Below are 20,563 nucleotides of genomic sequence, written 5' to 3'. Positions count from 1 at the left end.
AATCGCCGCAACATGCGCCGCCCAGAATTGCATGTCCTTTTTCATCCTTGTCCCACATAAAATTAGATGGGGAAAGAATGCTGCAGCCGCAGCTATGCCACAAGTCTGGGGTTTATGGCGCGCTTACGGCTGTTCGTGCCTGAGGTACGCGAGCGCGGCGCGCACGCCGGCGGCCTCGCGTACGCCGAAGCTGATGCGATCACCCGCGCTTTCGCCGTGCGCTTGCAGGTCGATCAACAGCACGCCATACTCCAGTCCCGACAGAAATCGTGCCCGCCCCAGCATATGCAGGCGATTCCCGCGCACGCCGTGCAGCAGCAGGACCACACCGGCACCCGGCGTGCCACGCGCCATCCAGCCGCGAACCGGACCGGCGGCGGTGGAAATAGTAACGGAGGACGCGGGGAAGTCGGGCGGTGCGGCGCCGATCTGGCGCCGCACGGGAGAACTGAGATATTCGCCGGCGCCGAACAGCGCCCCGAATCCCAGCAACAGCAGACAGGCGAAGGCAATCATGCCGCGCTTCGCCATTGCGGGTTTAACGCGATTTGACGAACGGCTTGCCGATTGCTTTCGGCGCCACCGACTTGGCCATCAGACCGGCCAGCACAATCACGGTCACCACGTACGGCACCATCTGGATCAGCGAGCCCGGAATGCGCCCGATGCCCGGCAGGTCGACGCCTTCGATCTGGATCTGCACGGCGCTGAAGAAGCCGAACATCATGCAGCCGAGCGCCGTGTACATCGGCCGCCAGTTACCGAACACCAGCGCGGTCAGCGCCAGATAGCCCGCCCCCGCCGACATGTCGCGCAGGAAGAAGCCACTCTGTACGATCGCCAGGTAGGCGCCCGAGAACGAACACAGGATGCCCGCCACCAGCATCGCCATGTAGCGCGTCGTTGCGACACTCACGCCGGCCGCATCGGCCGCATGCGGATTCTCGCCGCAGGCGCGCAGGCGCAGGCCGAAGCGGCTGTGGTAAATCACCCAGTGCACCAGCGGGATCAGCGCGAACGCCAAATATACCAGCGCCGAATGGCCGCCGATCACGTGCCCGTAGAACCAGCCGATGAAGGGAATGCCTTCCAGCGCCTGAGTGCCCGGCAAAACGATATCGAACAGGCGCGCCTGGCCCAGGTCCGGCGTGCGGCCGCCCTGCTGATAGAAGAACTGGGCCAGCACGAAGGTCAGGCCGCTCATGGCGATGTTGATCGCAATGCCGCCTACCAGCTGGTTGCCCTTCTGGGTGATGCTCACATAACCCTGCAGCAGCGCCAGTGCGGCCGATATGGCCACGCCGGCGGCCACGCCGTACCAGGCATTCTGCGTGGTGAAGGCGACAGCGGCCGAGACGAACGCGCTGGCGAGGATTTTGCCTTCCAGCGCGATGTCGACCACGCCGCTGCGTTCGGCGAACAGGCCGGCCATCGCGGCAAAAATCAGGACAGGCGCATTGCGGATCGTGGACACCACGATGCTGGCTAAATGGAGGTCTTCGAACATGGCTTATCCTTTGCGAATGTTAAGCAGCTTCAGGACAGCGGGCGCGTACAGATTTTCCATCGCACCGCAGAACAGAATGATCAGCCCCTGGATGAAGACAAAAGTCTCCTGCGGGATGTTTGGTTTTTCCAGCGACAGGTCGAAGCCGCCCTGGATCAGTGCACCGAACAAGACGCTCGACAGGAAGATGCCGACCGGGTGCTGGCGCCCCATCAGCGCAATCGCAATGCCGACAAAGCCCGCACCCGCCGGGAAGTTCAGGCTCAGATAATGGGTCGAACCCATGATCGAATTGACCGCGCCCATGCCCGCCAGCGCGCCCGAAATGAGCATCGCCACGATGATCATGCCGCTGATCGACACGCCCGCATAATGCGCCGCGTTTTGATTCAGACCCGTGGCGCGCAGCTTGTAGCCCCACGAAGAGCGCCACACCATCACGCCATAAATGGCCAGGGCGGCGATCGCGAGCAGGAAGCTGACGTTGAGCGGGGTGTCGCCCAGCACCGGGAACCACTCGTTCAGGCGCGGCATGGCGCCGGCATCCGAAAACACGCGGCTGGCAGGATTTTGCTGGCCTTCCGGGATCAGGTATTTGACGATGATGAAGTTCATCAGGCTCGCGGCGATGAAGTTGAACATGATCGTCGTCACCACCACATGGCTGCCGCGCTTGGCCTGCAAATAGCCGGGCAGCCATGCCCAGGCCGCGCCGAACACCGCGCTGCCCAGCATTGCGGCCGGAATCAGCAGCCAGGCGGGCAGCGAGTGGTCGAGCGTGAGCATGACCACGGTCAGCCCCAGGCCGCCGACGTACAACTGGCCTTCGCTGCCGATGTTAAACAGCCCGGCCTTCATGGCGATCGATACCGACAGGCCGGTAAAGATGAAGGTACTGGCGTAGAACAGCGTATAGCTCAAGCCCTCGGGATTGATCACGGCGCTGTCGATCAGGATGCGCAGCGATTCGGTCGGGCTTTCGCCCAGCAGATGGATTACCAGCGCGGCCACCAGCAAAGCCGAGAGCAGGTTCAGTACAGGCAGGACAAACGCGCTTGCCCAGCGTGGGAGTTCGGTCGTTTTCATGTTTTGTGCATCCCGCCCATCAGCAGCCCGATGCGGGTTGTGTCGAATTCTTCAATCTTGAGTTCACCGGTAATGCGTCCGCCGGACATGACGATGATGCGGTCGGCCAGCGCCCGCACTTCTTCCAGCTCCACCGATACCAGCAGGATGGCCACGCCTTCGTCGCGCATCTTGAGCAGCTGCGTGTGGATGCTTTCGATGGTGCCGATGTCGACCCCGCGCGTCGGCTGGCCGACCAGCATCAGCTTCGGCTTGGCCGACACTTCGCGCGCGATCACCACTTTTTGCTGGTTACCGCCCGAGAGCAGGCCGATACGCAGGTCCGGATTGGCCGGGCGCACGTCGAAGGCCTTGAGCAAATCGCCGCAGCGCGCCGCGATGGCCTTGAAGTCGAACAGGCCCCAGCGGTTGCACACCCGGTCCTGGTAGCCGAACACGGTGTTCTGCATGACCGAGAAATCCTTGATCACGCCATCGCGCAGGCGGTCTTCCGGCACATGGCCGATGCCCAGCTTGCGGAAGGTGGCCGGCAAGCCGTCGGCGTCGGAGCGTTTGGCATAGGGCAGTTCGGTGCCAAGGAAGGCGACCTTGCCGCCGCTCGGCAGGCGCATGCCCGACAAAATTTGCATCAATTCGCTCTGGCCATTGCCCGATACACCGGCAATCGCCACGATTTCGCCCGCGCGCAAGGTGAAGTCGATATCGGCCAGCAGGCGCACGCCAGCGGCGTCCTGCAACTGCAGGCCGGCCACTTCCAGCACGGCGGGGCCGGGGTTGTACGGTGCGCGCGGCAGTTCGCCCTGGATCGGGCGGCCCACCATCATATTGGCCAGTTCTTCCTTCGACGTGGTCGCGGTCTGCACCGCGCCCACCACGCGCCCGGCGCGCATCACGGTCACCTGGTCGGTGATTTCCATGATTTCGCCCAGCTTGTGGGTGATCAGCACGATGGTCTTGCCCTGTTCCTTGAACAGGCGCAGGATCTCGAACAGCGACGCGGTTTCCTGCGCGGTCAGCACGGCGGTCGGCTCGTCCAGGATCAGGATGTTGGCGCTGCGGTAGATCTGCTTGAGGATCTCGACCCGCTGCTGCGCGCCGACCGACAGGTCTTCGATCTTGGCCAGCGGGTCCACATCGAGCCGGTAGCGGGTGCAGATCTCGCGCAGCTTCGCCTCGGTCGCGGCGCGCTGCGAGGCGAGCTTGAAGCCGCCTTCGGTGCCCAGCATGACGTTGTCGAGCACCGTGAAATTCTCGACCAGCATGAAGTGCTGGTGCACCATGCCGATGCCGAGGGTGATCGCCTGTTGGCTGGTGCGGATGTCCTGCGCCTGGCCGTCGATCAGCAGCGCGCCGCTGTCGGCATTGTAGTAGCCGTACAGGATGCTCATGAGGGTCGACTTGCCGGCGCCGTTCTCGCCGATCACGCCATGGATCGAGCCCTTGGCGATGGAGAAGCTGACGTCGGCGTTCGCCTGCACGGCCCCGAAGGCTTTGCAGATATTGCGAAATTCTACAGCTGGCTGCATAGCGGTCAGTGGTGAGTAGTAAAGGTAAATGAGTTCAAAAGCGCGCCGGACCAGTCAAAACCGGCGCGGCGCGCTTTTCTGAGAAGCGGGAAAAATCAGACCGGGCAGCTGCTGCCAATGCGGTAGTCGACCACCTTGATCTTGCCGCCGATGATGGCGGCCTTGGCTTCGTTGACCCGTTTTTCGATTTCCGGCGTGACGACCGCGCGGTTATCCTTGTCCAGCGCCCAATCGACGCCGCCTTCTTTCAGGCCCTTGTAGGTCACGCCCGGCTTCCACGTGCCATTCTTCATCTGCATGAAGGAGTCGTAGATGGCCACGTCGACCCGCTTGACCATGGAGGTCAGCATGGTGCCCGGATGGAGGTAGTTCTGGTTCGAGTCGACGCCGATGGCCAGCTTGCCTTTTTCCTTGGCCGTCTGCAGGGTGCCCATGCCGCTGCCGCCGGCAACGGCGAACACCACGTCCACGCCACGGTCGAACTGCGCACGCGCCAGCTCACCGCCCTTGGCCGGATCGTTCCAGGCCGCGCTGGTGGTGCCGACCATGTTCTGCATGGTTTCGACTTTCGGATTGGTCGCTTTCGCGCCCTGGGCATAGCCGCAGGCGAAGGTGCGGATCAGCGGAATGTCCATGCCGCCCACAAAGCCGATCTTCTTCGACTTCGATGCGAGGGCGGCGGCAACGCCGGCCAGGTAGGAGCCTTCTTCTTCCTTGAACAGGATCGAGTTGACGTTGTTACCCTTGGCCACAGCGTCGATCAGCACGAAGCGCACGTTCGGGAACTCCTGCGCGACCTTCTGCACGGCCTGGGTCTGCGAGAAGCCGACGGCGGCGATCAGGTCGAGCTTTTTGCGCGCCAGGCCGCGCAGCACTTGCTCGGCCTGGGTATCGCTGCTGGCCTGCGCCTCGATGTATTTGATGCTGGTCTCTTTTTTGAAGCGCTCGGCGCCTTCAAACGCGGACTGGTTGAACGACTTGTCGAACTTCCCGCCGGCGTCGTACACGATGCCCAGTTTCGGGTCGGCAGCCGTGGCGCTCGCCGCGACGCAGAGCGCCGCGATCGTGATACTAAGTTGCTTAAATTTCATGAGTTCACTCCTGGAAAGCGATATTGTACCCGGCACACCGGCTGCGATGGGGCGAAAGGAATGCGTAAGCTTAACGACACTAAGCAAGCAAAGCCAGCAAATTGGCGTGTGCTTGCTCGAATTGTGTCAGGCCGGCGCGCAAGAGGTCGTTACCAATTGTATCGAGTGCGATGCCGTGGCGGCCCAGTTGCGTCAATACGGCGCGCGCGCCGTCGACGTCATTTTCCAGCGACAGGCGCGCTTCGCCATGGTCGCGAAAAGCGGCCAGGGTCGCATCGGGCACGGTATTGACGGTGGCCGCGCCAATCAGTTCTTCGACGTAGGTGACGTCACGCATGGCCGGGTTTTTCACGCCGGTGCTGGCCCACAGCAGCCATTGCGGGGTGGCGCCGAAGGCGGCGAAGATGGCGAAGCCACTGTCGTTCTGGAACTCGTGGTAGGCCAGGCGCGCGGCGGCGATGGCCGCTTTGCCGCGCAGGGCATCGGCACCCGCCGGCAGCAGCGCGTCGACAGCGGCATCGACGCGGCTGATAAAGACGCTGGCCACGCTGGCGATGCGCTGCACTGACAGCATCGCTTCCAGGCGGCGCGCCAGGCCACGGCGGTGCGCCGCGCGCACCGCCGTCAGCTGGGTGGCGCTGAAAATGAGGGTGACGTTGACGTTGATGCCGGCGTAGATCACTTCTTCGACGGCGGCGATGCCCGCCTCGGTGGCCGGAATCTTGATCATCGCGTTGGGGCGGCCGATCGCGGCCCACAGGCGGCGCGCTTCCAGCACGGTGCCGGCGGCATCGTGCGCCAGGCGCGGCGAGACCTCGAAGCTGACAAAGCCCGCGTGGCCGTCGCTGTCGGCGTACAGGGGTGCGAACAGGTCGCACGCGGCCTGCACGTCGGGCAGGACCAGTGCTTCGAAGCGCGCTTCCGGGTCCGGGTGGGCGGCGCGCAAGGCCGGCAGTGCGGCCTGGTAGGCGCAATCGTTGCGGATCGCGTTATAAAAGATGGAGGGGTTCGAGGTCACGCCCTGGATGCCATCGTCGGCGATCCAGCGCGCCAGTTCGCCCGAGGCGAGCAATTCGCGGCTGAGGTTATCGAGCCAGATTTGCTGGCCCAGGGCGGCTACGGCCTTGAGACGGCTGGCGGATGCACTAATTTGGTTCATGGCAACTTTCCTGGCGGGCTATGTCGTATTGTTGCAACAACTCATGTGGCGAAAATCACGCGTCTTTACGTGTTGAACCTTGCTCGTCCAGGCCCGGTGCGCGGGGCCCGTCTGGTCGCCATGTTCGCTACGCCCGGGAGTGCGCAAGGCTAGGGAATATTGCGCCGCGCCATATGAGACAGGCACAGCTTTAGAACTATGCATCACCGTTAATATGTATGGCAAATACGATTTTGCTTCGTCATTTATATGATCGAAATATAAATGAAAACGTAATTGCCATGATTTCGAGTCAATTCTTTTCATGCTAGGATGCCCAGGCACTATCAAGATACGGACGGGAGCGTAGTCGCAGCGGGGTGATGAAGGTCGTTTTGTGCGCTGCAAGGCGTGCGAGCGGGCCGTCGCCGGAGCGCGATGCGAACCGCCACGCAGGATTCATGAGATGGTTAATCGACCTTAGGACTTACTTAAATGACAATAAAAAGCAAGCAGTTCGCCACCCGTTCGCTGATCGCCCTGGCCGTCGCCAGCGCCTTTCCGCTGCACGTTGCGATGGCCCAGGACAAGCCAGCCGAAGAAGCCAAGCCGCAAGCCGGCCAGCTGGAAACCGTCATCGTGACCGCGCAGCGCCGTTCCGAGAACATCAAGGACGTGCCGATGGCGATCACCACGCTCAAGGGTGAAAAACTCGACGTGCTCACCGCCGGCGGCCAGGATATCCGTTTCCTGTCGGGCCGTTCGCCCAGCCTGAACGTCGAATCCGACTATGGCCGTTCGTTCCCCCGCTTTTACATCCGCGGCCAGGGCAATACCGATTTCGACCTGAACGCATCGCAGCCGGTCGGCCTGGTGGTCGACGACATCGTGCAGGAAAGCCCGATGCTCAAAGGCTTCCCGGTCTTCGACGTCGACCAGATCGAAGTGCTGCGCGGCCCACAGGGCACGCTGTTCGGCCGTAACTCCCCGGCCGGCGTGATCAAGTTCGACTCGGCCAAGCCGCAGATCGGCAAGACCGACGGCTACGCCACGGTCGGCATCGGCAACTTCCGCTCCAAGAACTTCGAAGGCGCGGTCAACCTGCCGATCAGCGACACCGTCGCCGCGCGTGTGTCCGTGCAGTCGCAGAACCGCGACGACCGCGTTCATAACAACCGTCCGGGCAATGGCACCAAGGATTTCGAGGGTTACCACGACGATGCGCTGCGCCTGCAAGTGCTGGTCAAGCCGACCAGTAACTTCAGCGCCCTGTTCAACGTGCACGCGCGCGACATGGATGGCAGCGCCACCCTGTTCCGTGCGAATATCCTCAAGAAGGGCAGCAATGAGCTGGTCGACGGCTTCCAGTACGGCCGCTACGACAGCGACGCCGTCAACGAACAGCGCCTCTCGACCGAAGGCGCCAGCATGCGCCTGCGCCTGGACCTGTCCGGCGTCACGCTGCACTCGATCACGGGTTACGAATCGGCCGACTTCTATAGCCGCGCCGATGTCGATGGCGGCTATGGCGCCGTGTACGCGCAGCCGATGGGCCCGAGCTACGCCAACCAGGCCGCGTTCATCCCGTTCGTGGTCGAAACCGCGGACGTGCTGCCGAATCACCGCCAGTTCACCCAGGAGTTCCGCGCCGAATCGGTCAACAGCGGCCCGCTGCAGTGGATCGCCGGCCTGTTCTACTTCAACGAAGACATCCAGATCGACAGCATCAGCTTCGACTCGCTGGCGCCGGGCAATCCGAAGAATCCGTTCTTCGCGACCCAGTACCAGGACACCAAGTCGTGGGCGGCCTTCGGTTCGCTGAACTACACCGTGTCGGACAAATTCAAGCTGCGTGCCGGCCTGCGCTACACCAACGACAAGAAGAATTTCTCGGCCAAGCGCGTCGAGTTGACCACCGCCGGTCCTTTCGGGATCAGCAACGAGTCGAAAAACGTCAGCTGGGATATGTCCGGCACCTACGCGCTCAGCCCCGATTCGAACCTGTTTGCGCGCGTGGCCACCGGCTATCGCGCACCAAGCATGCAGGGTCGCCTGAATGGCCTGGCTGATCGTCCGTCGTTCGCCGAAGCTGAAAAGGCGCTGTCGTACGAAGCCGGTATCAAGCAGGACCTGTTCAATCGCCGCGCGCGCCTGTCGGCCAGCGTGTTCCAGTACCGCGTCAAGGACAAGCAGCTGACCGCCGGTTCGGGCCAGATCAACATGAACCAGTTGATCAACGCCGACCGCGTGACCGGCCAGGGCGTGGAACTGGACTTCCAGGCCAACCTGTCGGACGCACTGCGCATGACCCTGGGTGGCAGCTACAACGACACCGAGATCAAGGATTCCAAGCTGTTCGTCCAGACCTGCGGCAACGAGCCGAATACCAAGGGCGTGAACGGTTGCACGCCGACCGGCGTGGCGGGTCCTTTCGCGTACACGCAAAAGCTGAACGGCAACCCGCTGCCGCGCGCACCTAAGTGGCAGGGTAATTTCACGCTGCGTTACAGCGTGCCGGTGGCCGATGGCGAGTTCTTTGCGTACACCGACTGGGCGTATCGCAGCACCTACAATATGTTCCTGTACGAAGCCAAGGAATACAAAGCCAAGTCGCTGGTCGAAGGTGGCCTGCGCATGGGCTACAAGTGGGATAACTACGAAGTGGCAGCCTTCGCGCGCAACATCACCGACAAGGTACAGTCGGTCGGCGCGATCGACTTCGACAACCTGACCGGCATGGTCAACGAGCCGCGCAGCTTTGGCGTGCAGCTCAAGGCGACGTTCTAACTGGCGCGGGCACTTCGTGCCCATCGCATGATGGATCATGCCCCGCACATCGCAAGATGTGCGGGGGTTTCTTTTTTGGACGGACATCGGGTAAGATTCCACGGCCCGTATTCGGGCCGCTATCCCCATCGTCGTCGTTCCCGGCACTGCCGGAACCGACTTCCCGGCACTGCCGGAACCGACTTCCCGGCACTGCCGGAACCGACTTCCCGGCACTGCCGGAACCGACGGGTCATCCGGAGAATCCATGCAATCTGCAGTCAATCTGTGGCCGCTCGTCGGCGTCGCCGTCATCATCGTCGGCTTCGTGCTGCGCGTGCATCCCGTGCTGGTCGTCGTCGCGGCCTGCGGCGCCACCGGCCTGGCCGTGTCGATGCCGCTCGAAACTCTGCTCGCCTCGCTCGGCACCGCCTTCATCAAAACACGCAACCTTCCGATGATCCTGCTGCTGCCGCTGGCCGCCATCGGCTTGCTCGAACGCTTCGGCCTCAAGGAGCATGCCCAGGCCACGATCGCCAAAATCAAATCGGCCACCACCGGCCGCCTGCTGATCGTCTACCTGTTCGTGCGCGAAATCTCCGCCGCCTTCGGCCTGACCAGCCTTGGCGGCCACCCGTCGATGGTGCGCCCGCTGGTCGCGCCAATGGCCGAAGCGGCCGCCGAAACGCGCAACGGCACCATCAGCGACAAGCTGCGCTACCGCATCCGCGCCATGGCCGCCGCCACCGACAACGTCGGCCTGTTTTTCGGCGAAGATGTCTTCGTCGCCTTTGGCGCCATCGTCCTGATGCAGACCATCCTCGCCGCCGAAGGCATCCTGGTCAACCCGCTGCACATGGCGCTGTGGGGCATCCCGACGGCGATCACCGCCTTTATCATCCACGCGTGGCGCCTGCACCGCTTCGACGCCGAGATTGCGCGCGACGGAGCCGCCAAATGATCATCCTGCTCGACTATTTTTACCTGGCGCTGGGCGCCATGCTGGCCGCGTCGGCTGTCATGTCGCTGCGCGACAAGGACAACCCGCGCCGCTATTCGAGCGCCTTGTTCTGGGCCCTGTACGCCGCTGTCTACCTGATCGGTGAGCGCCTGCCGCCGGCGTACGTGGGCGTGATCATGATCGTGATGGCGCTGATCGCCGGCTGCGGCGGCGTCACGCTCGGCAAATACGGCGTGCGCACGCCCGAGGAAAAGATGTCGAGCGCGCGCCGCCTCGGCCACCTGCTGTTCATCCCCGCGCTGATCATCCCGGTCGTGACCATGATCGGCTCGACCCTGCTCAAGGATGTCCACATCGGCGGCTTGCTGCTGCTCGAAACGAAGCACCTGACCCTGGTCAGCCTCGGTTGTGCGTCGGTGCTGGCGATCGGCGCTGCCTGCTGGCTGACGCGCGCCACGCCGGTGCAGGGAATGCGCGAGTGGCGCCGCCTGGTCGACGCGGTCGGCTGGGCGGTGGTGCTGCCGCACATGCTGGCGGTCCTGGGCCTGCTGTTCGCCGAAGCGGGCGTGGGCAAGGCGGTGGCACACATCACCACCTCGTACATCAACATGGATTCGCGCTTCGTGGCGGTGGTGGTGTTCTGCGTCGGCATGGCGCTGTTCACGATCATCATGGGCAACGGCTTCGCTGCCTTTCCGGTCATGGCGGGCGGCGTCGGCATTCCTATCCTGATCGGCCAGTACGGCGCCAACCCGGCGGTGATGGCGGCTATCGGCATGTTCAGCGCCTACTGCGGCACCCTGATGACGCCCATGGCCGCCAATTTCAACGTGGTGCCGGTGGTGCTGCTCGAACTGCCCGACAAGCACGCGGTCATCAAGGCGCAGATACCGACCGCGCTGCCGCTGCTGGTGGCGAATATATTCCTGCTGTATTTTTTGATGGGCAAGAAATGAACAAGACAGTGCTGCTGACCGGATTCGAGCCGTTCAACAAAGAGACGATCAATCCCGCATGGGAGGCGGTGCGCTCGCTGGCCGGCCAAGAGGGCGAGGGCTACCGCATTGAAGTGCGCCAGTTGCCGTGCGTGTTCGGGGCCGCCGGCGAGGTGCTGCGCGCCGCGATCGACGAGCTGCGCCCCTCGGTGGTGATCGCGGTGGGGCAGGCCGGGGGCAGGGTGGACCTGTCGGTCGAACGCATCGCCATCAATATCGACGATGCGCCAATTCCAGACAACGCCCAATGCCAGCTGGTCGACCAGCCGGTGGTCGCAGGCGGACCGGCGGCGTATTTTTCGACCCTGCCGATCAAGGCCATCGTGGCAGGTTTGCGCGGGTCCGGCTTGCCGGCGTCGGTATCGCAGACAGCCGGCACTTTCGTATGCAATCACGTCTTTTACAGCTTGATGCACCAGACGGCAGGCCGGCAAGTGCGCGCCGGCTTCATTCACATTCCCTACCTGCCGCAGCAGGCCGCAGCCCACCCGGGCGCGCCCAGCATGGCGCTGGCCGAGGTGGTGCGCGGGTTGACGATTGCGCTGGAAGTGGCGTTGTCCACCCGCGACGATGTGTGCGAGGTGGGTGGCGCAGTCGCCTAGGCGGTTGGATTGAGGATGTTCAGGAACGCCCGCACCACCGGTGCATCGTCGAGCGTGGTGTAGGTGATGTACAGATTGGCCGACGGCGGGTTGGTCTTGATCGGCAAGAAGATCACGCCCGGCCAGCCGATGCGGCTGGTCGTCTCCGGCATCAGCGCCACACCAAGGCCCGCGCCCACCATCGCCAGCAGCGTTTGCGGCTCCGACGCTTCCTGGAAAATCGTCGGCTGAAAACCGGCCTTGATGCAGCACTGGATCAGGTAGCGCGGGAAGGCCGACTTGTCCAGCGCCAGCGTGAGCATCGGCTGGTCCGCAATGTCGGTCAGCTCGATCCACGGCTGCGTGGCCAGCGGATGGTGCTCGTTGACCGCCACGCACACATTCTCGCGGAAGCACAGTTCCTGGCGCAGGTTGTCGTGTTTGAGTTCATCTTCGTCGAGCTTGGGCTCGCGCCAGAAACCCACATCGATCTGCTTGGCGCGCAGCGCCTCGTACTGCACGTTTGGCCCCGACTCGTGCAAGGTCCAGGTCACGCGCGGGAACTTGGTCTGGAATTCTTCGAGCAGGCTGGGAATCGGACCCCACATGGCCGAACCGACGATGCCGACCCGCAGGCGCCCGACCTCGCCGCGGTCGATCTGGCGGATGGTGTCGATCGTCATGCGCATCTTGGCCAGCAGGTCCGACGCCTCGCCCATCAGTGCCTTGCCGGCCACCGTCAGCTCGAAGGTGCGGGTAGTGCGCGCGAACAGGCGCACGCCCAACTCGCTTTCGAGTTTCATGATCTGCTGGCTCAAAGGCGGCTGCGAGATGTGCAGCCGCTCGGCGGCGCGGCTGAAGCTCTTTTCTTCAGCCACCGCAAGGAAGTACTTGAGCTGTTTCAGGTCGATGGACATGTGGGTATGTGGGTGGAGTTAGATCGGCTGCAAGCCTGGCAGGTTGCGCATGGCCACGGCCAGCTCGGCGCCTACCTGCGCGTTGTGCTTGACCAGCGCGATATTGGTCATCAGGCTGCGTCCTTCGGTCAGCGTCTTGATGCGGGCCAGCAGGAACGGAGTGACCAGCTTGCCCGTCACGCCGCCGTCGCGCGCTTCCTGCAATGCCTGTTCGGTGATCTTGTCGATTTCATCCTTTTGCATCGCAAACGCTTCCGGCACCGGATTGCTGACGACGATGCCGCCATCGAGGCCGAGCTGCCATTTGGTCTGGATGAAGGCTGCCTGTTCCAGCGCCGAATCGAGCTGGAAGTCGGCCTTGAAGCCGCTGTCGCGCGTGAAGAAGGCCGGGAAGGCCGGCTGGCCGACGCTGATCACCGGCACGCCATGGGTTTCGAGGTATTCGAGCGTGAGGCCGATGTCGAGGATCGACTTGACGCCGGCGCACACCACCGCCACATTGGTGCGGGCCAGTTCCTGCAGGTCGGCCGAGATGTCGAAGCTGGTCTCGGCACCGCGGTGCACGCCGCCGATGCCGCCGGTGACGAACACGTGGATGCCGGCCATCTGCGCGCAGATCATGGTTGCGGCCACGGTGGTGGCGCCAAGGCGGCCTTGCGAGAGCACGTACGGCAGGTCGCGGCGCGATACTTTCATCGCGTCCGGCGAATTGGCCAGCAGTTCGAGCTGCTCGGCCACCAGGCCGACGCAGATCTTGCCTTCGATGATGGCGATCGTGGCCGGCACGGCGCCGGCGGCGCGGATCACGTGCTCGACTTCCTGCGCCATCGTGACGTTTTGCGGGTACGGCATGCCGTGCGAAATGATGGTCGACTCCAGGGCGACGATCGGCTTGCCGGCGGAACGGGCGGCGGCGACTTCGGGCGAGAACAAGAGGTATTGGTGCATGATCAGTCCTGGTAAAGTGCGTTGAACGGCTGCTGGGCGCCGGGCAGGGCGTCGGGAGGTGGAATATCGGCGAGAACTTCCGCCGTCAGGGAAGGGCATACGGTTTCTTCGCTGGCCAGCGTCATGGCGGACAGCCGCAGACCGCGGCGACAGGCCAGCGTCATGTCGTCGCTGCCCTGGAACAGGGACCAGCATACCGCAGCGGCAAAGGCGTCGCCCGCACCGGTGACGTCGACGATCTTTGCCGGCGGCGCGTCCAGGTGCTCGATGCCGTCGCTGGTGGTATAAATCACGCCAGTGGCGCCGCGCGTGACGATGACGTCCCGCGCGCCCTGCGCCTGCAAGCTGCGGCAGGCCGCCAGGAAGTCGGCGTCGGTCTTGAGCGGCGTGCCGATGCGCGTTTCGAGCTCGCCCTGGTTCAAAATGAGCAGGCGCAGGCCGCGCAGGTCGTCCGGCAGGTTGGCCATCTTGGGCTGCGATACCGCCACCAGCACCAGCGGCACCGCGTCGCGCGCGGCGTCGTCGAGCAGGGTGCGCAGGGTGGCGCGCGGCAGGTTCAGGTCGGCCACGGTCAGGGCGCCGGCCGCGCGCTGCGGCTGGCGCGTTGCCAGAAATGCCGGCGTGAGGGCGTCGTACAGGGCCATGTCGGCCAGCGCGAGGATCATTTCGCCATGGTCGTCGAGTACCGCGGTGTAGGTGCCGCTGCATACGCCCGTCAGGTGCAGGGTGGCGCGGGTGTCGATGCCAACCGCCTCGGCATGTGCCAGCAGCGTCTTGCCGGACGAATCGTCGCCGATGGCCGTGATCAGTGCCACCGGCGCCGACAGGCGCGCCAGGTTTTCGGCGATATTGCGGGCCACGCCGCCGAATGATTCGTCCTGGCGCGCCGGATTGGAGGTGCCCATCTTGAGCGTGGCGAGGGAGCGCAGCTTGCGATCGAGGTTGGCCGCGCCGAGGCAGACGATCGGCCGGTTATCGGGCAGCACATAGGCGCGCCCGAGCAGGCGCCGGTCGCGGATCAGGCCCGCGATATAGCCAGCCACCGCCGAACGCGACAAGCCCAGTACCGACGCCAGGTCTTGCTGCGAGATGAAGGGATTAGCGCGGATCAGTTCGTACAACTGGTCTTTTTTGGAGAGTTCGGTCACAATAAGCATTCATTAAACAATTGTTTTCGATAGTAGACAAATGTCTTAATGCTGTCAATCAATGATTGTGTCCCGCTCTCTGCAGTGTGCCTGATCGGCGACGGACGTCCAACCGATTCTAGCGCGTATTTATATGTTGCACGTATAAATGAGGAAGAAAAATGGTATTTGCCATACATATCCCTGATCATGCATAGTTATAATAGTTAGCGAACCCATTCTCCACGCCCCCTGCATCCTCCGCACCGCGTGGCAGCGCCCTCCCCGAACAGATAAGGAATCCTCATGTCGAACAATACCCCTTTCGAAGCCGCCGATATCATCCGCGCCCGCAAACCTGGTTTCGAGCCGCGCGTGGCGATGATTCTTGGTTCGGGCCTCGGCGTGCTGGCCGAGCAGATGACCGATGCGGTCTCGATCGGCTTCGACGAGCTGCCAGGTTTCCCGATCAGCACCGTGCACGGTCACGCCGGTGAGCTGGTACTGGGTACGCTGGCGGGCGTGAATGTGGTGTGCATGAAGGGCCGCGGCCACTTCTACGAAGGTTACGGCATGGGCGTGATGACCAGCGCCGTGCGCACCATGAAGCTGCTCGGTTGCGAGATGCTGTTCGTGACCAATGCCGCCGGTTCGCTGCGCACCGAAGTCGATGCGGGCAGCCTGGTGGCCCTGACCGACCATATCAACTGGCTGCCTGGCACGCCGATGGTTGGCCCGAATGACGACCGTTTCGGCCCGCGCTTTTTCAGCATGGCCAATGCGTACGACAGCGATATCCGCAACGTGGTCAAGGAAACCGCCGCCGCCAAGGGCATCACGCTGCATGAGGGTGTGTTCATTGCCTATCCGGGCCCGAACTTCGAGACCGCCGCCGAAATCCGCATGATGGCCAAGCTGGGCGCCGACGTGGTGGGTATGTCGGTGGTGCCGGAAGTGGTGTCGGCGCGTCACTGCGGTTTGAAAGTGGTTGGCGTGTCGGTGATTACCAACCTGGCGGAAGGCATGTCGCCGTTCCCGCTGTCGCACGAGCAGACCCTGAAGTACGCGGCGATCGGCGCCAAGGATCTGGTGGCGCTGATTCCGGCATTCCTGGAGCGCGTCGCCGCACAACCGCGCACCGCTGCCTGATATAGAGACCGACGCTGTGCCAATGCTTCTAACGCAAACCCGCTAACCTCAAAACCGTCGCCCCCGCGCAGGCGGGGGCCCAAGTTCTCCGCACAGTCTCGGGCTGTGGAACCAACTTGGACCCCCGCTTGAGCGGGGGCGACGGTGGTCTTTTCACCGTATCTGAACCTTTGTAAAGCGAGCGATCCCATGTCACGCGCATTTATCCTCCTGCTTGATTCCTTCGGCCTCGGCGCCACCCCGGACGCCGACAAATTCGGCGACGTCGGCGCCAACACCTTCGGCCACATCGCCAGCTGGGCTGCCGAACAGGGCAAGCCGATGCAGCTGCCCAACCTTGAACGCCTCGGCCTCGCCGCCGCCGCCCACCTGGCCAGCGGCGAATGGGCCCAGGGCTTCAACCAGCGCGACGGTTTCACCGGCGCCTACGGCGCGGCGCGCGAGCGCTCCACCGGCAAGGACACCCAAAGCGGACACTGGGAAATCGCCGGCGTGCCGGTCGAATTCGACTGGGGCTACTTCCCGCGCACTGTGCCCTCCTTCCCGGCCGAACTGACCGACAAGCTGCAGGAACTGACCGGCGTGGTTGGCTACCTCGGCAACTGCCACGCGTCCGGCACCGACATCATCAACAAGCATGGCGACGAACACATCGCCACCGGCAAAATCATCGTCTACACCTCGGGCGACTCGGTGATGCAGATCGCCGCGCACGAAGAGCACTTCGGCCTCGAACGCCTGTACGCCGTGTGCGAAGCCGCGTTTGAACTGGTCAAGCCGTACAACATCGGGCGCGTGATCGCGCGTCCGTTCCTGGGCGAGAACGGCAACTACCGCCGCACCAGCAACCGCCACGATTACGCCGTGCCACCCCCGGCACCAACCTTGCTCGACCACGTCAAAAACGAAGGCGGGGAAGTCATCGGCCTGGGTAAAATCAGCGACATCTTCGCGACCCAGGGCGTCTCGCGCGTGGTCAAGGGCGTGGACAACATGGCGCTGTTCGACGCGCTGCTCAAGGTGACCGACGAAGCCGGCGACAAGTCGCTCACGTTCGTCAACTTCGTCGACTTCGACCAGGCTTTCGGGCACCGCCGCGACGTCGCCGGCTACTCGAACGCGCTGCACGAAATGGACGCGCGCCTGCCGGAATTCATGGCCAAGCTGAAAGAGGGCGACCTGGTCGTCATCACCGCCGACCATGGCTGCGATCCAAGCTGGCCGGGTTCCGACCACACGCGCGAGCACATCCCGATGATCTTCTTCGGACCGGGCGTCGCCCCGTGCGCGCTGCCGGTCTCGAACACGTTCTCCGACATCGGCGCCACCTTGGCCAAGCACCTCGGCGTCAAACCACTTTCCAACGGAACCGCTCTGCTATGACTCTCACTCCCGCATTCAAACGCAACGAGGCGGTTGGCCTCGACCTCGGCTGGGTCAACCAGATCAAAGTGAACCGCAACGCGTCTGACCGCCGCGCCGCCAGCCTGGCCAATCGCCGCACCGTCAAAAAAGAATACCAGGCCGCGTGGCTGATCAAGGCCCTGCAATGCATCGACCTGACCACCCTCGGCGGCGACGACACGCCGGGCCGCGTCGAGCGCCTGTGCATGAAGGCCATGCGCCCGCTGCGCACCGACCTGATGGAAGCGCTGGGCGTGTCCAACCTGACCACTGGCGCGGTATGCGTGTACCACGAGATGATTACGCCAGCGGCCAAGGTTTTGCAGGGCCGCTTGCCGATTGCCGCGGTATCGACCGCGTTCCCGGCGGGCCTGGCCAGCATGGAAACCAAGGTGCGCGAGATCGAACTGTCGGTCGCCGCCGGCGCCACCGAAATCGATATCGTCATCACCCGCCAGCACGTCCTGATGGGTAACTGGCAGGCGCTGTACGATGAAATGGTCGCCTACCGCAAAGCCTGCGGCGATGCGCACGTCAAAGCCATTCTCGCCACCGGCGACCTGCTCACGCTGGAAAACGTGGCCAAGGCCTCGTGGGTGTGCATGATGGCCGGTTCCGACTTCATCAAGACCTCGACCGGCAAGGAAGGCGTCAACGCCACCATTCCCGTGGCCCTGACGATGGTGCGCACCATCCGCGAATACCATGAGCAGTACGGCTTCCAGGTCGGCTTCAAGCCGGCCGGCGGCGTAGCGACTGCCAAGAGCGCGCTGCAGTACCTGACCCTGATGAAAGAGGAATTGGGACGCGAGTGGCTGGAGCCGCATCTGTTCCGCATCGGTGCATCGAGCCTGCTGACCGACATCGAGCGCCAGCTCGAACACTACGTCACCGGGAACTACTCGGCCAACCATCGCCACGCGCAACCATAAAACCAACGGATTCGTCATGCCAACAATCAACGAGATTCTTCAAACTATGGACTACGGCCCTGCACCCGAGAGCACCAAAGAAGCGCAAGCATGGCTGGACCAGCATGAGCGCCGGTTTGGCCTGTTCATCGATAACGCCTGGAGCGATGCCGCCGACACCTTCGCCACGACCAATCCGGCCGATGGCAAGGAACTGGCGCAAGTGACCCAGGCCAGTGCCGCCGATGTGGACCGCGCAGTGGAAGCGGCGCGCCGCGCCCAGCCGGGCTGGGTGGCCCTGGGCGGCCATGGCCGCGCGCGCGTGATGTACGCGCTGGCCCGGCTGCTGCAAAAGCATGCGCGCCTGTTCGCGGTCATCGAAACGCTCGACAACGGCAAGACGATTCGCGAAACGCGCGACGCCGACCTGCCGCTGGCCGCGCGTCACTTCTACCATCACGCCGGCTGGGCGCAGTTGCAATCGGAAGAATTTGCCGACTACCGCGCCGTGGGCGTGGTGGGGCAAATCGTTCCCTGGAATTTCCCGCTGCTGATGCTGGCCTGGAAAATCGCGCCAGCGCTGGCCGCCGGTAACACGGTCGTCTTCAAGCCTGCCGAATTCACCTCGCTGTCCGCGCTGCTGTTCGCCGAAATTTGCCAGCAGGCTGGCGTGCCGGCCGGCGTGGTCAACATCGTTACCGGCGATGGCCGCGTGGGCGAAGCCATCGTCAACCATGCGGGCATCGACAAGGTGGCCTTCACCGGTTCCACCGAAGTTGGCCGCATCATCCGCAAGGCCACTGCCGGCAGTGGCAAGAAGCTCTCGCTCGAATTGGGCGGCAAGTCGCCGTTCATCGTGTTTGAAGATGCCGACCTGGATGCCGCCGTCGAAGGTCTGGTCGACTCGATCTGGTTCAACCAGGGGCAGGTCTGCTGCGCCGGTTCGCGCCTGCTGGTGCAGGAATCGATCGAAGAGCGCTTCCTCGCCAAGCTGCGCGCGCGCATGGACAACCTGCGTCTCGGTTCGCCGATCGAAAAGTCGGTGGATATTGGTGCGCTGGTCGATCCGATCCAGCGCCAGCGCATCGAAGGTCTGGTCGAAGCGGCCCGCGCCGAAGGCTGCACCATTTACCAGCCGGTGTGCGAGCTGCCAGCCACCGGCTCGTGGTTCCCGCCAACGCTGATTACTGGCGCATCCACCTCGGCCGGCATTGCCCAGACCGAAATCTTCGGACCGGTGCTGGTGGCGATGAGCTTCCGCACCCCGGTCGAAGCGGTGCAGCTGGCCAATAACACCGTGTATGGCCTGGCTGCCTGCGTGTGGTCCGAGTCGATCAGCCTCGCGCTCGACGTGGCGCCGCAGATCAAGGCCGGCGTGGTGTGGATTAACACCGCCAACCAGTTCGATGCCGCGTGCGGCTTCGGCGGCTACCGCGAGTCCGGCTTCGGCCGCGAAGGCGGCAAGGAAGGCATGTATGAGTACATGACGGCGCTGTCGGAAGATGCGCGTCCGGCAGTACCGCTGGTGGAAGCGAAGGGCAAGGCCAAGCCGGCCGAGGCGCCGGGTCCATTCGCCATCGACCGCACCGCCAAGATGTACATCGGCGGCAAGCAGGCCCGCCCTGACGGCGCCTACACCCGCGCGATCACCGGCGCCAATGGCGCCTTCATCGGCGACGTCGGCGAAGGCGGCCGCAAGGACATCCGCAATGCCGTGGAAGCGGCGCACAAGGCGTCCGGCTGGGCCAAGGCGACCTCGCACAACCGCGCACAAGTCTTGTACTACATCGCCGAGAACCTGGCGATCCGTGCCGACGAATTCGCGGCGCGCCTGGCTGCCATGACCGGTGCCAAGAACCCTGAAAAAGAAGTGCAGGCTTCGATCGAACGCCTGTTCTACTACGCCGCATGGGCCGACAAGTACGACGGCCTGGCGCACCAGCCGCCGATGCACGGCATCACCGTGGCGCTGAACGAGCCGGTTGGCGTGATCGGCATCATCTGCCCGAACGAGTCGCCGCTGCTGGGCTTCATCTCGCTGGTGGCGCCTGCGCTGGCGCTGGGTAACCGCGTGATCGCGGTGCCGTCGGAAGCGTATCCGCTGGCGGCAACCGATCTGTATCAGGTGCTCGACACATCGGACCTGCCAGGCGGCGCGCTGAACATCATCACCGGCAGCGCCGACGAACTGGCCAAGACGCTGGCATCGCACTCGGACGTGGACGCCGTGTGGCGCCACGACGGTTCGGCCGAGGGCTGCGCCGAAGTCGAACGCCTGTCAGCCGAATCGCTCAAGCGCACCTGGGTGGGCGGCGGCAAAGGGCGCGACTGGTACGACACCAAACAGGCCGGCGGACGCGCAGTGCTGGCGCACGCGAGCCAGGTCAAGAATGTCTGGATTCCGTACGGCGTTTAATAACCCCCTGGTCGTTGCCGCGCAGGGCTAAGGCGTCCCC

Annotated in this window: 17 protein-coding genes; 8 read left to right on the top strand and 9 right to left on the bottom strand. The window is 63.7% G+C overall.

The features are described 5' to 3' along the window. Positions 1-123 precede the first annotated feature (123 nt). The 6 genes from F2P44_RS10065 to tal all read right to left on the bottom strand — a co-directional run bounded on the left by F2P44_RS10065 (position 124) and on the right by tal (position 6,369). Positions 124-516 carry an alpha/beta hydrolase family protein gene (locus tag F2P44_RS10065; protein WP_167086555.1) on the bottom strand — a complete coding sequence of 131 codons (393 nt, stop codon included), beginning with the start codon at positions 514-516 and terminating at the stop codon, positions 124-126. A gap of 22 nt (positions 517-538) precedes the next feature. Continuing rightward, positions 539-1,507, bottom strand: a complete 969-nt coding sequence (locus F2P44_RS10060) for an ABC transporter permease (RefSeq protein ID WP_167086554.1) — start codon at positions 1,505-1,507, stop codon at positions 539-541. A 3-nt stretch (positions 1,508-1,510) separates the two neighbouring features. After that, entirely contained in the window at positions 1,511-2,593 is a 1,083-nt protein-coding gene (locus F2P44_RS10055; RefSeq protein WP_167086553.1) for an ABC transporter permease, read from the bottom strand. Continuing rightward, complete coding sequence (locus tag F2P44_RS10050) at positions 2,590-4,119, bottom strand: ABC transporter ATP-binding protein (protein ID WP_167086552.1); 1,530 nt, start codon at positions 4,117-4,119, stop codon at positions 2,590-2,592. The genes F2P44_RS10055 and F2P44_RS10050 overlap by 4 nt, the downstream gene beginning before the upstream one ends. A gap of 95 nt (positions 4,120-4,214) precedes the next feature. Beyond that, positions 4,215-5,210, bottom strand: a complete 996-nt coding sequence (locus F2P44_RS10045; protein WP_167086551.1) for a BMP family lipoprotein — start codon at positions 5,208-5,210, stop codon at positions 4,215-4,217. Between the two features lie 79 nt (positions 5,211-5,289). Next, positions 5,290-6,369, bottom strand: coding sequence for a transaldolase (gene tal, locus F2P44_RS10040; RefSeq protein ID WP_167086550.1), 1,080 nt, complete (start codon positions 6,367-6,369; stop codon positions 5,290-5,292). 474 nt (positions 6,370-6,843) lie between these two features. Between tal and F2P44_RS10035 the strand changes: the two genes are divergently transcribed. The 4 genes from F2P44_RS10035 to pcp all read left to right on the top strand — a co-directional run bounded on the left by F2P44_RS10035 (position 6,844) and on the right by pcp (position 11,672). Next, positions 6,844-9,135, top strand: a complete 2,292-nt coding sequence (locus F2P44_RS10035; protein ID WP_229423481.1) for a TonB-dependent receptor — start codon at positions 6,844-6,846, stop codon at positions 9,133-9,135. A gap of 247 nt (positions 9,136-9,382) precedes the next feature. Next, the gene (locus F2P44_RS10030; RefSeq protein ID WP_167086549.1) at positions 9,383-10,075 is read left to right on the top strand and encodes a DUF969 domain-containing protein; all 693 of its coding nucleotides are present in this window, start codon (positions 9,383-9,385) and stop codon (positions 10,073-10,075) included. Then, complete coding sequence (locus tag F2P44_RS10025; RefSeq protein ID WP_167086548.1) at positions 10,072-11,031, top strand: DUF979 domain-containing protein; 960 nt, start codon at positions 10,072-10,074, stop codon at positions 11,029-11,031. The genes F2P44_RS10030 and F2P44_RS10025 overlap by 4 nt, the downstream gene beginning before the upstream one ends. Further along, positions 11,028-11,672 carry a pyroglutamyl-peptidase I gene (gene pcp / locus F2P44_RS10020; RefSeq protein WP_167086547.1) on the top strand — a complete coding sequence of 215 codons (645 nt, stop codon included), beginning with the start codon at positions 11,028-11,030 and terminating at the stop codon, positions 11,670-11,672. The genes F2P44_RS10025 and pcp overlap by 4 nt, the downstream gene beginning before the upstream one ends. Here pcp and F2P44_RS10015 read toward each other — a convergent pair. The 3 genes from F2P44_RS10015 to F2P44_RS10005 are packed head-to-tail and all read right to left on the bottom strand — an operon-like array spanning position 11,669 to position 14,664. Beyond that, entirely contained in the window at positions 11,669-12,568 is a 900-nt protein-coding gene (locus tag F2P44_RS10015) for a LysR family transcriptional regulator (protein ID WP_167086546.1), read from the bottom strand. The two genes, pcp and F2P44_RS10015, sit on opposite strands and share 4 nt — an antisense overlap. Before the next feature lie 18 nt (positions 12,569-12,586). Then, positions 12,587-13,516, bottom strand: a complete 930-nt coding sequence (locus F2P44_RS10010) for a pseudouridine-5'-phosphate glycosidase (protein ID WP_167086545.1) — start codon at positions 13,514-13,516, stop codon at positions 12,587-12,589. 2 nt (positions 13,517-13,518) lie between these two features. Continuing rightward, entirely contained in the window at positions 13,519-14,664 is a 1,146-nt protein-coding gene (locus F2P44_RS10005; protein ID WP_167086544.1) for a carbohydrate kinase, read from the bottom strand. 285 nt (positions 14,665-14,949) lie between these two features. Here F2P44_RS10005 and xapA point away from each other — a divergent pair, with 285 nt between their 5' ends. The 4 genes from xapA (at position 14,950) to F2P44_RS09985 (ending at position 20,523) form a co-directional block, all read left to right on the top strand. Then, positions 14,950-15,792, top strand: coding sequence for a xanthosine phosphorylase (xapA, locus tag F2P44_RS10000; RefSeq protein ID WP_167086543.1), 843 nt, complete (start codon positions 14,950-14,952; stop codon positions 15,790-15,792). 189 nt (positions 15,793-15,981) lie between these two features. Then, positions 15,982-17,175 (top strand): phosphopentomutase, encoded by a 1,194-nt coding sequence (locus F2P44_RS09995; protein WP_167086542.1) that lies wholly within the window; start codon positions 15,982-15,984, stop codon positions 17,173-17,175. Then, positions 17,172-18,128 carry a deoxyribose-phosphate aldolase gene (gene deoC / locus F2P44_RS09990; protein WP_167086541.1) on the top strand — a complete coding sequence of 319 codons (957 nt, stop codon included), beginning with the start codon at positions 17,172-17,174 and terminating at the stop codon, positions 18,126-18,128. The genes F2P44_RS09995 and deoC overlap by 4 nt, the downstream gene beginning before the upstream one ends. A 16-nt stretch (positions 18,129-18,144) precedes the next feature. After that, the gene (locus tag F2P44_RS09985; RefSeq protein ID WP_370662662.1) at positions 18,145-20,523 is read left to right on the top strand and encodes an aldehyde dehydrogenase family protein; all 2,379 of its coding nucleotides are present in this window, start codon (positions 18,145-18,147) and stop codon (positions 20,521-20,523) included. Positions 20,524-20,563 lie beyond the last annotated feature (40 nt).

Source organism: Massilia frigida (assembly GCF_011682175.1).
Classification (GTDB): Bacteria; Pseudomonadota; Gammaproteobacteria; order Burkholderiales; family Burkholderiaceae_D; genus Telluria_A; species Telluria_A frigida.
This window is presented reverse-complemented; position numbering and strand designations above follow the sequence as displayed.

Coding starts and splice junctions, on each gene's coding strand:
- F2P44_RS10065 (WP_167086555.1), bottom strand. CDS start 516: ATGATTGCCTTCGCCTGTCTGCTGTTGCTGGGATTCGGGGCGCTGTTC.
- F2P44_RS10060 (WP_167086554.1), bottom strand. CDS start 1,507: ATGTTCGAAGACCTCCATTTAGCCAGCATCGTGGTGTCCACGATCCGC.
- F2P44_RS10055 (WP_167086553.1), bottom strand. CDS start 2,593: ATGAAAACGACCGAACTCCCACGCTGGGCAAGCGCGTTTGTCCTGCCT.
- F2P44_RS10050 (WP_167086552.1), bottom strand. CDS start 4,119: ATGCAGCCAGCTGTAGAATTTCGCAATATCTGCAAAGCCTTCGGGGCC.
- F2P44_RS10045 (WP_167086551.1), bottom strand. CDS start 5,210: ATGAAATTTAAGCAACTTAGTATCACGATCGCGGCGCTCTGCGTCGCG.
- tal (WP_167086550.1), bottom strand. CDS start 6,369: ATGAACCAAATTAGTGCATCCGCCAGCCGTCTCAAGGCCGTAGCCGCC.
- F2P44_RS10035 (WP_229423481.1), top strand. CDS start 6,844: ATGACAATAAAAAGCAAGCAGTTCGCCACCCGTTCGCTGATCGCCCTG.
- F2P44_RS10030 (WP_167086549.1), top strand. CDS start 9,383: ATGCAATCTGCAGTCAATCTGTGGCCGCTCGTCGGCGTCGCCGTCATC.
- F2P44_RS10025 (WP_167086548.1), top strand. CDS start 10,072: ATGATCATCCTGCTCGACTATTTTTACCTGGCGCTGGGCGCCATGCTG.
- pcp (WP_167086547.1), top strand. CDS start 11,028: ATGAACAAGACAGTGCTGCTGACCGGATTCGAGCCGTTCAACAAAGAG.
- F2P44_RS10015 (WP_167086546.1), bottom strand. CDS start 12,568: ATGTCCATCGACCTGAAACAGCTCAAGTACTTCCTTGCGGTGGCTGAA.
- F2P44_RS10010 (WP_167086545.1), bottom strand. CDS start 13,516: ATGCACCAATACCTCTTGTTCTCGCCCGAAGTCGCCGCCGCCCGTTCC.
- xapA (WP_167086543.1), top strand. CDS start 14,950: ATGTCGAACAATACCCCTTTCGAAGCCGCCGATATCATCCGCGCCCGC.
- F2P44_RS09995 (WP_167086542.1), top strand. CDS start 15,982: ATGTCACGCGCATTTATCCTCCTGCTTGATTCCTTCGGCCTCGGCGCC.
- deoC (WP_167086541.1), top strand. CDS start 17,172: ATGACTCTCACTCCCGCATTCAAACGCAACGAGGCGGTTGGCCTCGAC.
- F2P44_RS09985 (WP_370662662.1), top strand. CDS start 18,145: ATGCCAACAATCAACGAGATTCTTCAAACTATGGACTACGGCCCTGCA.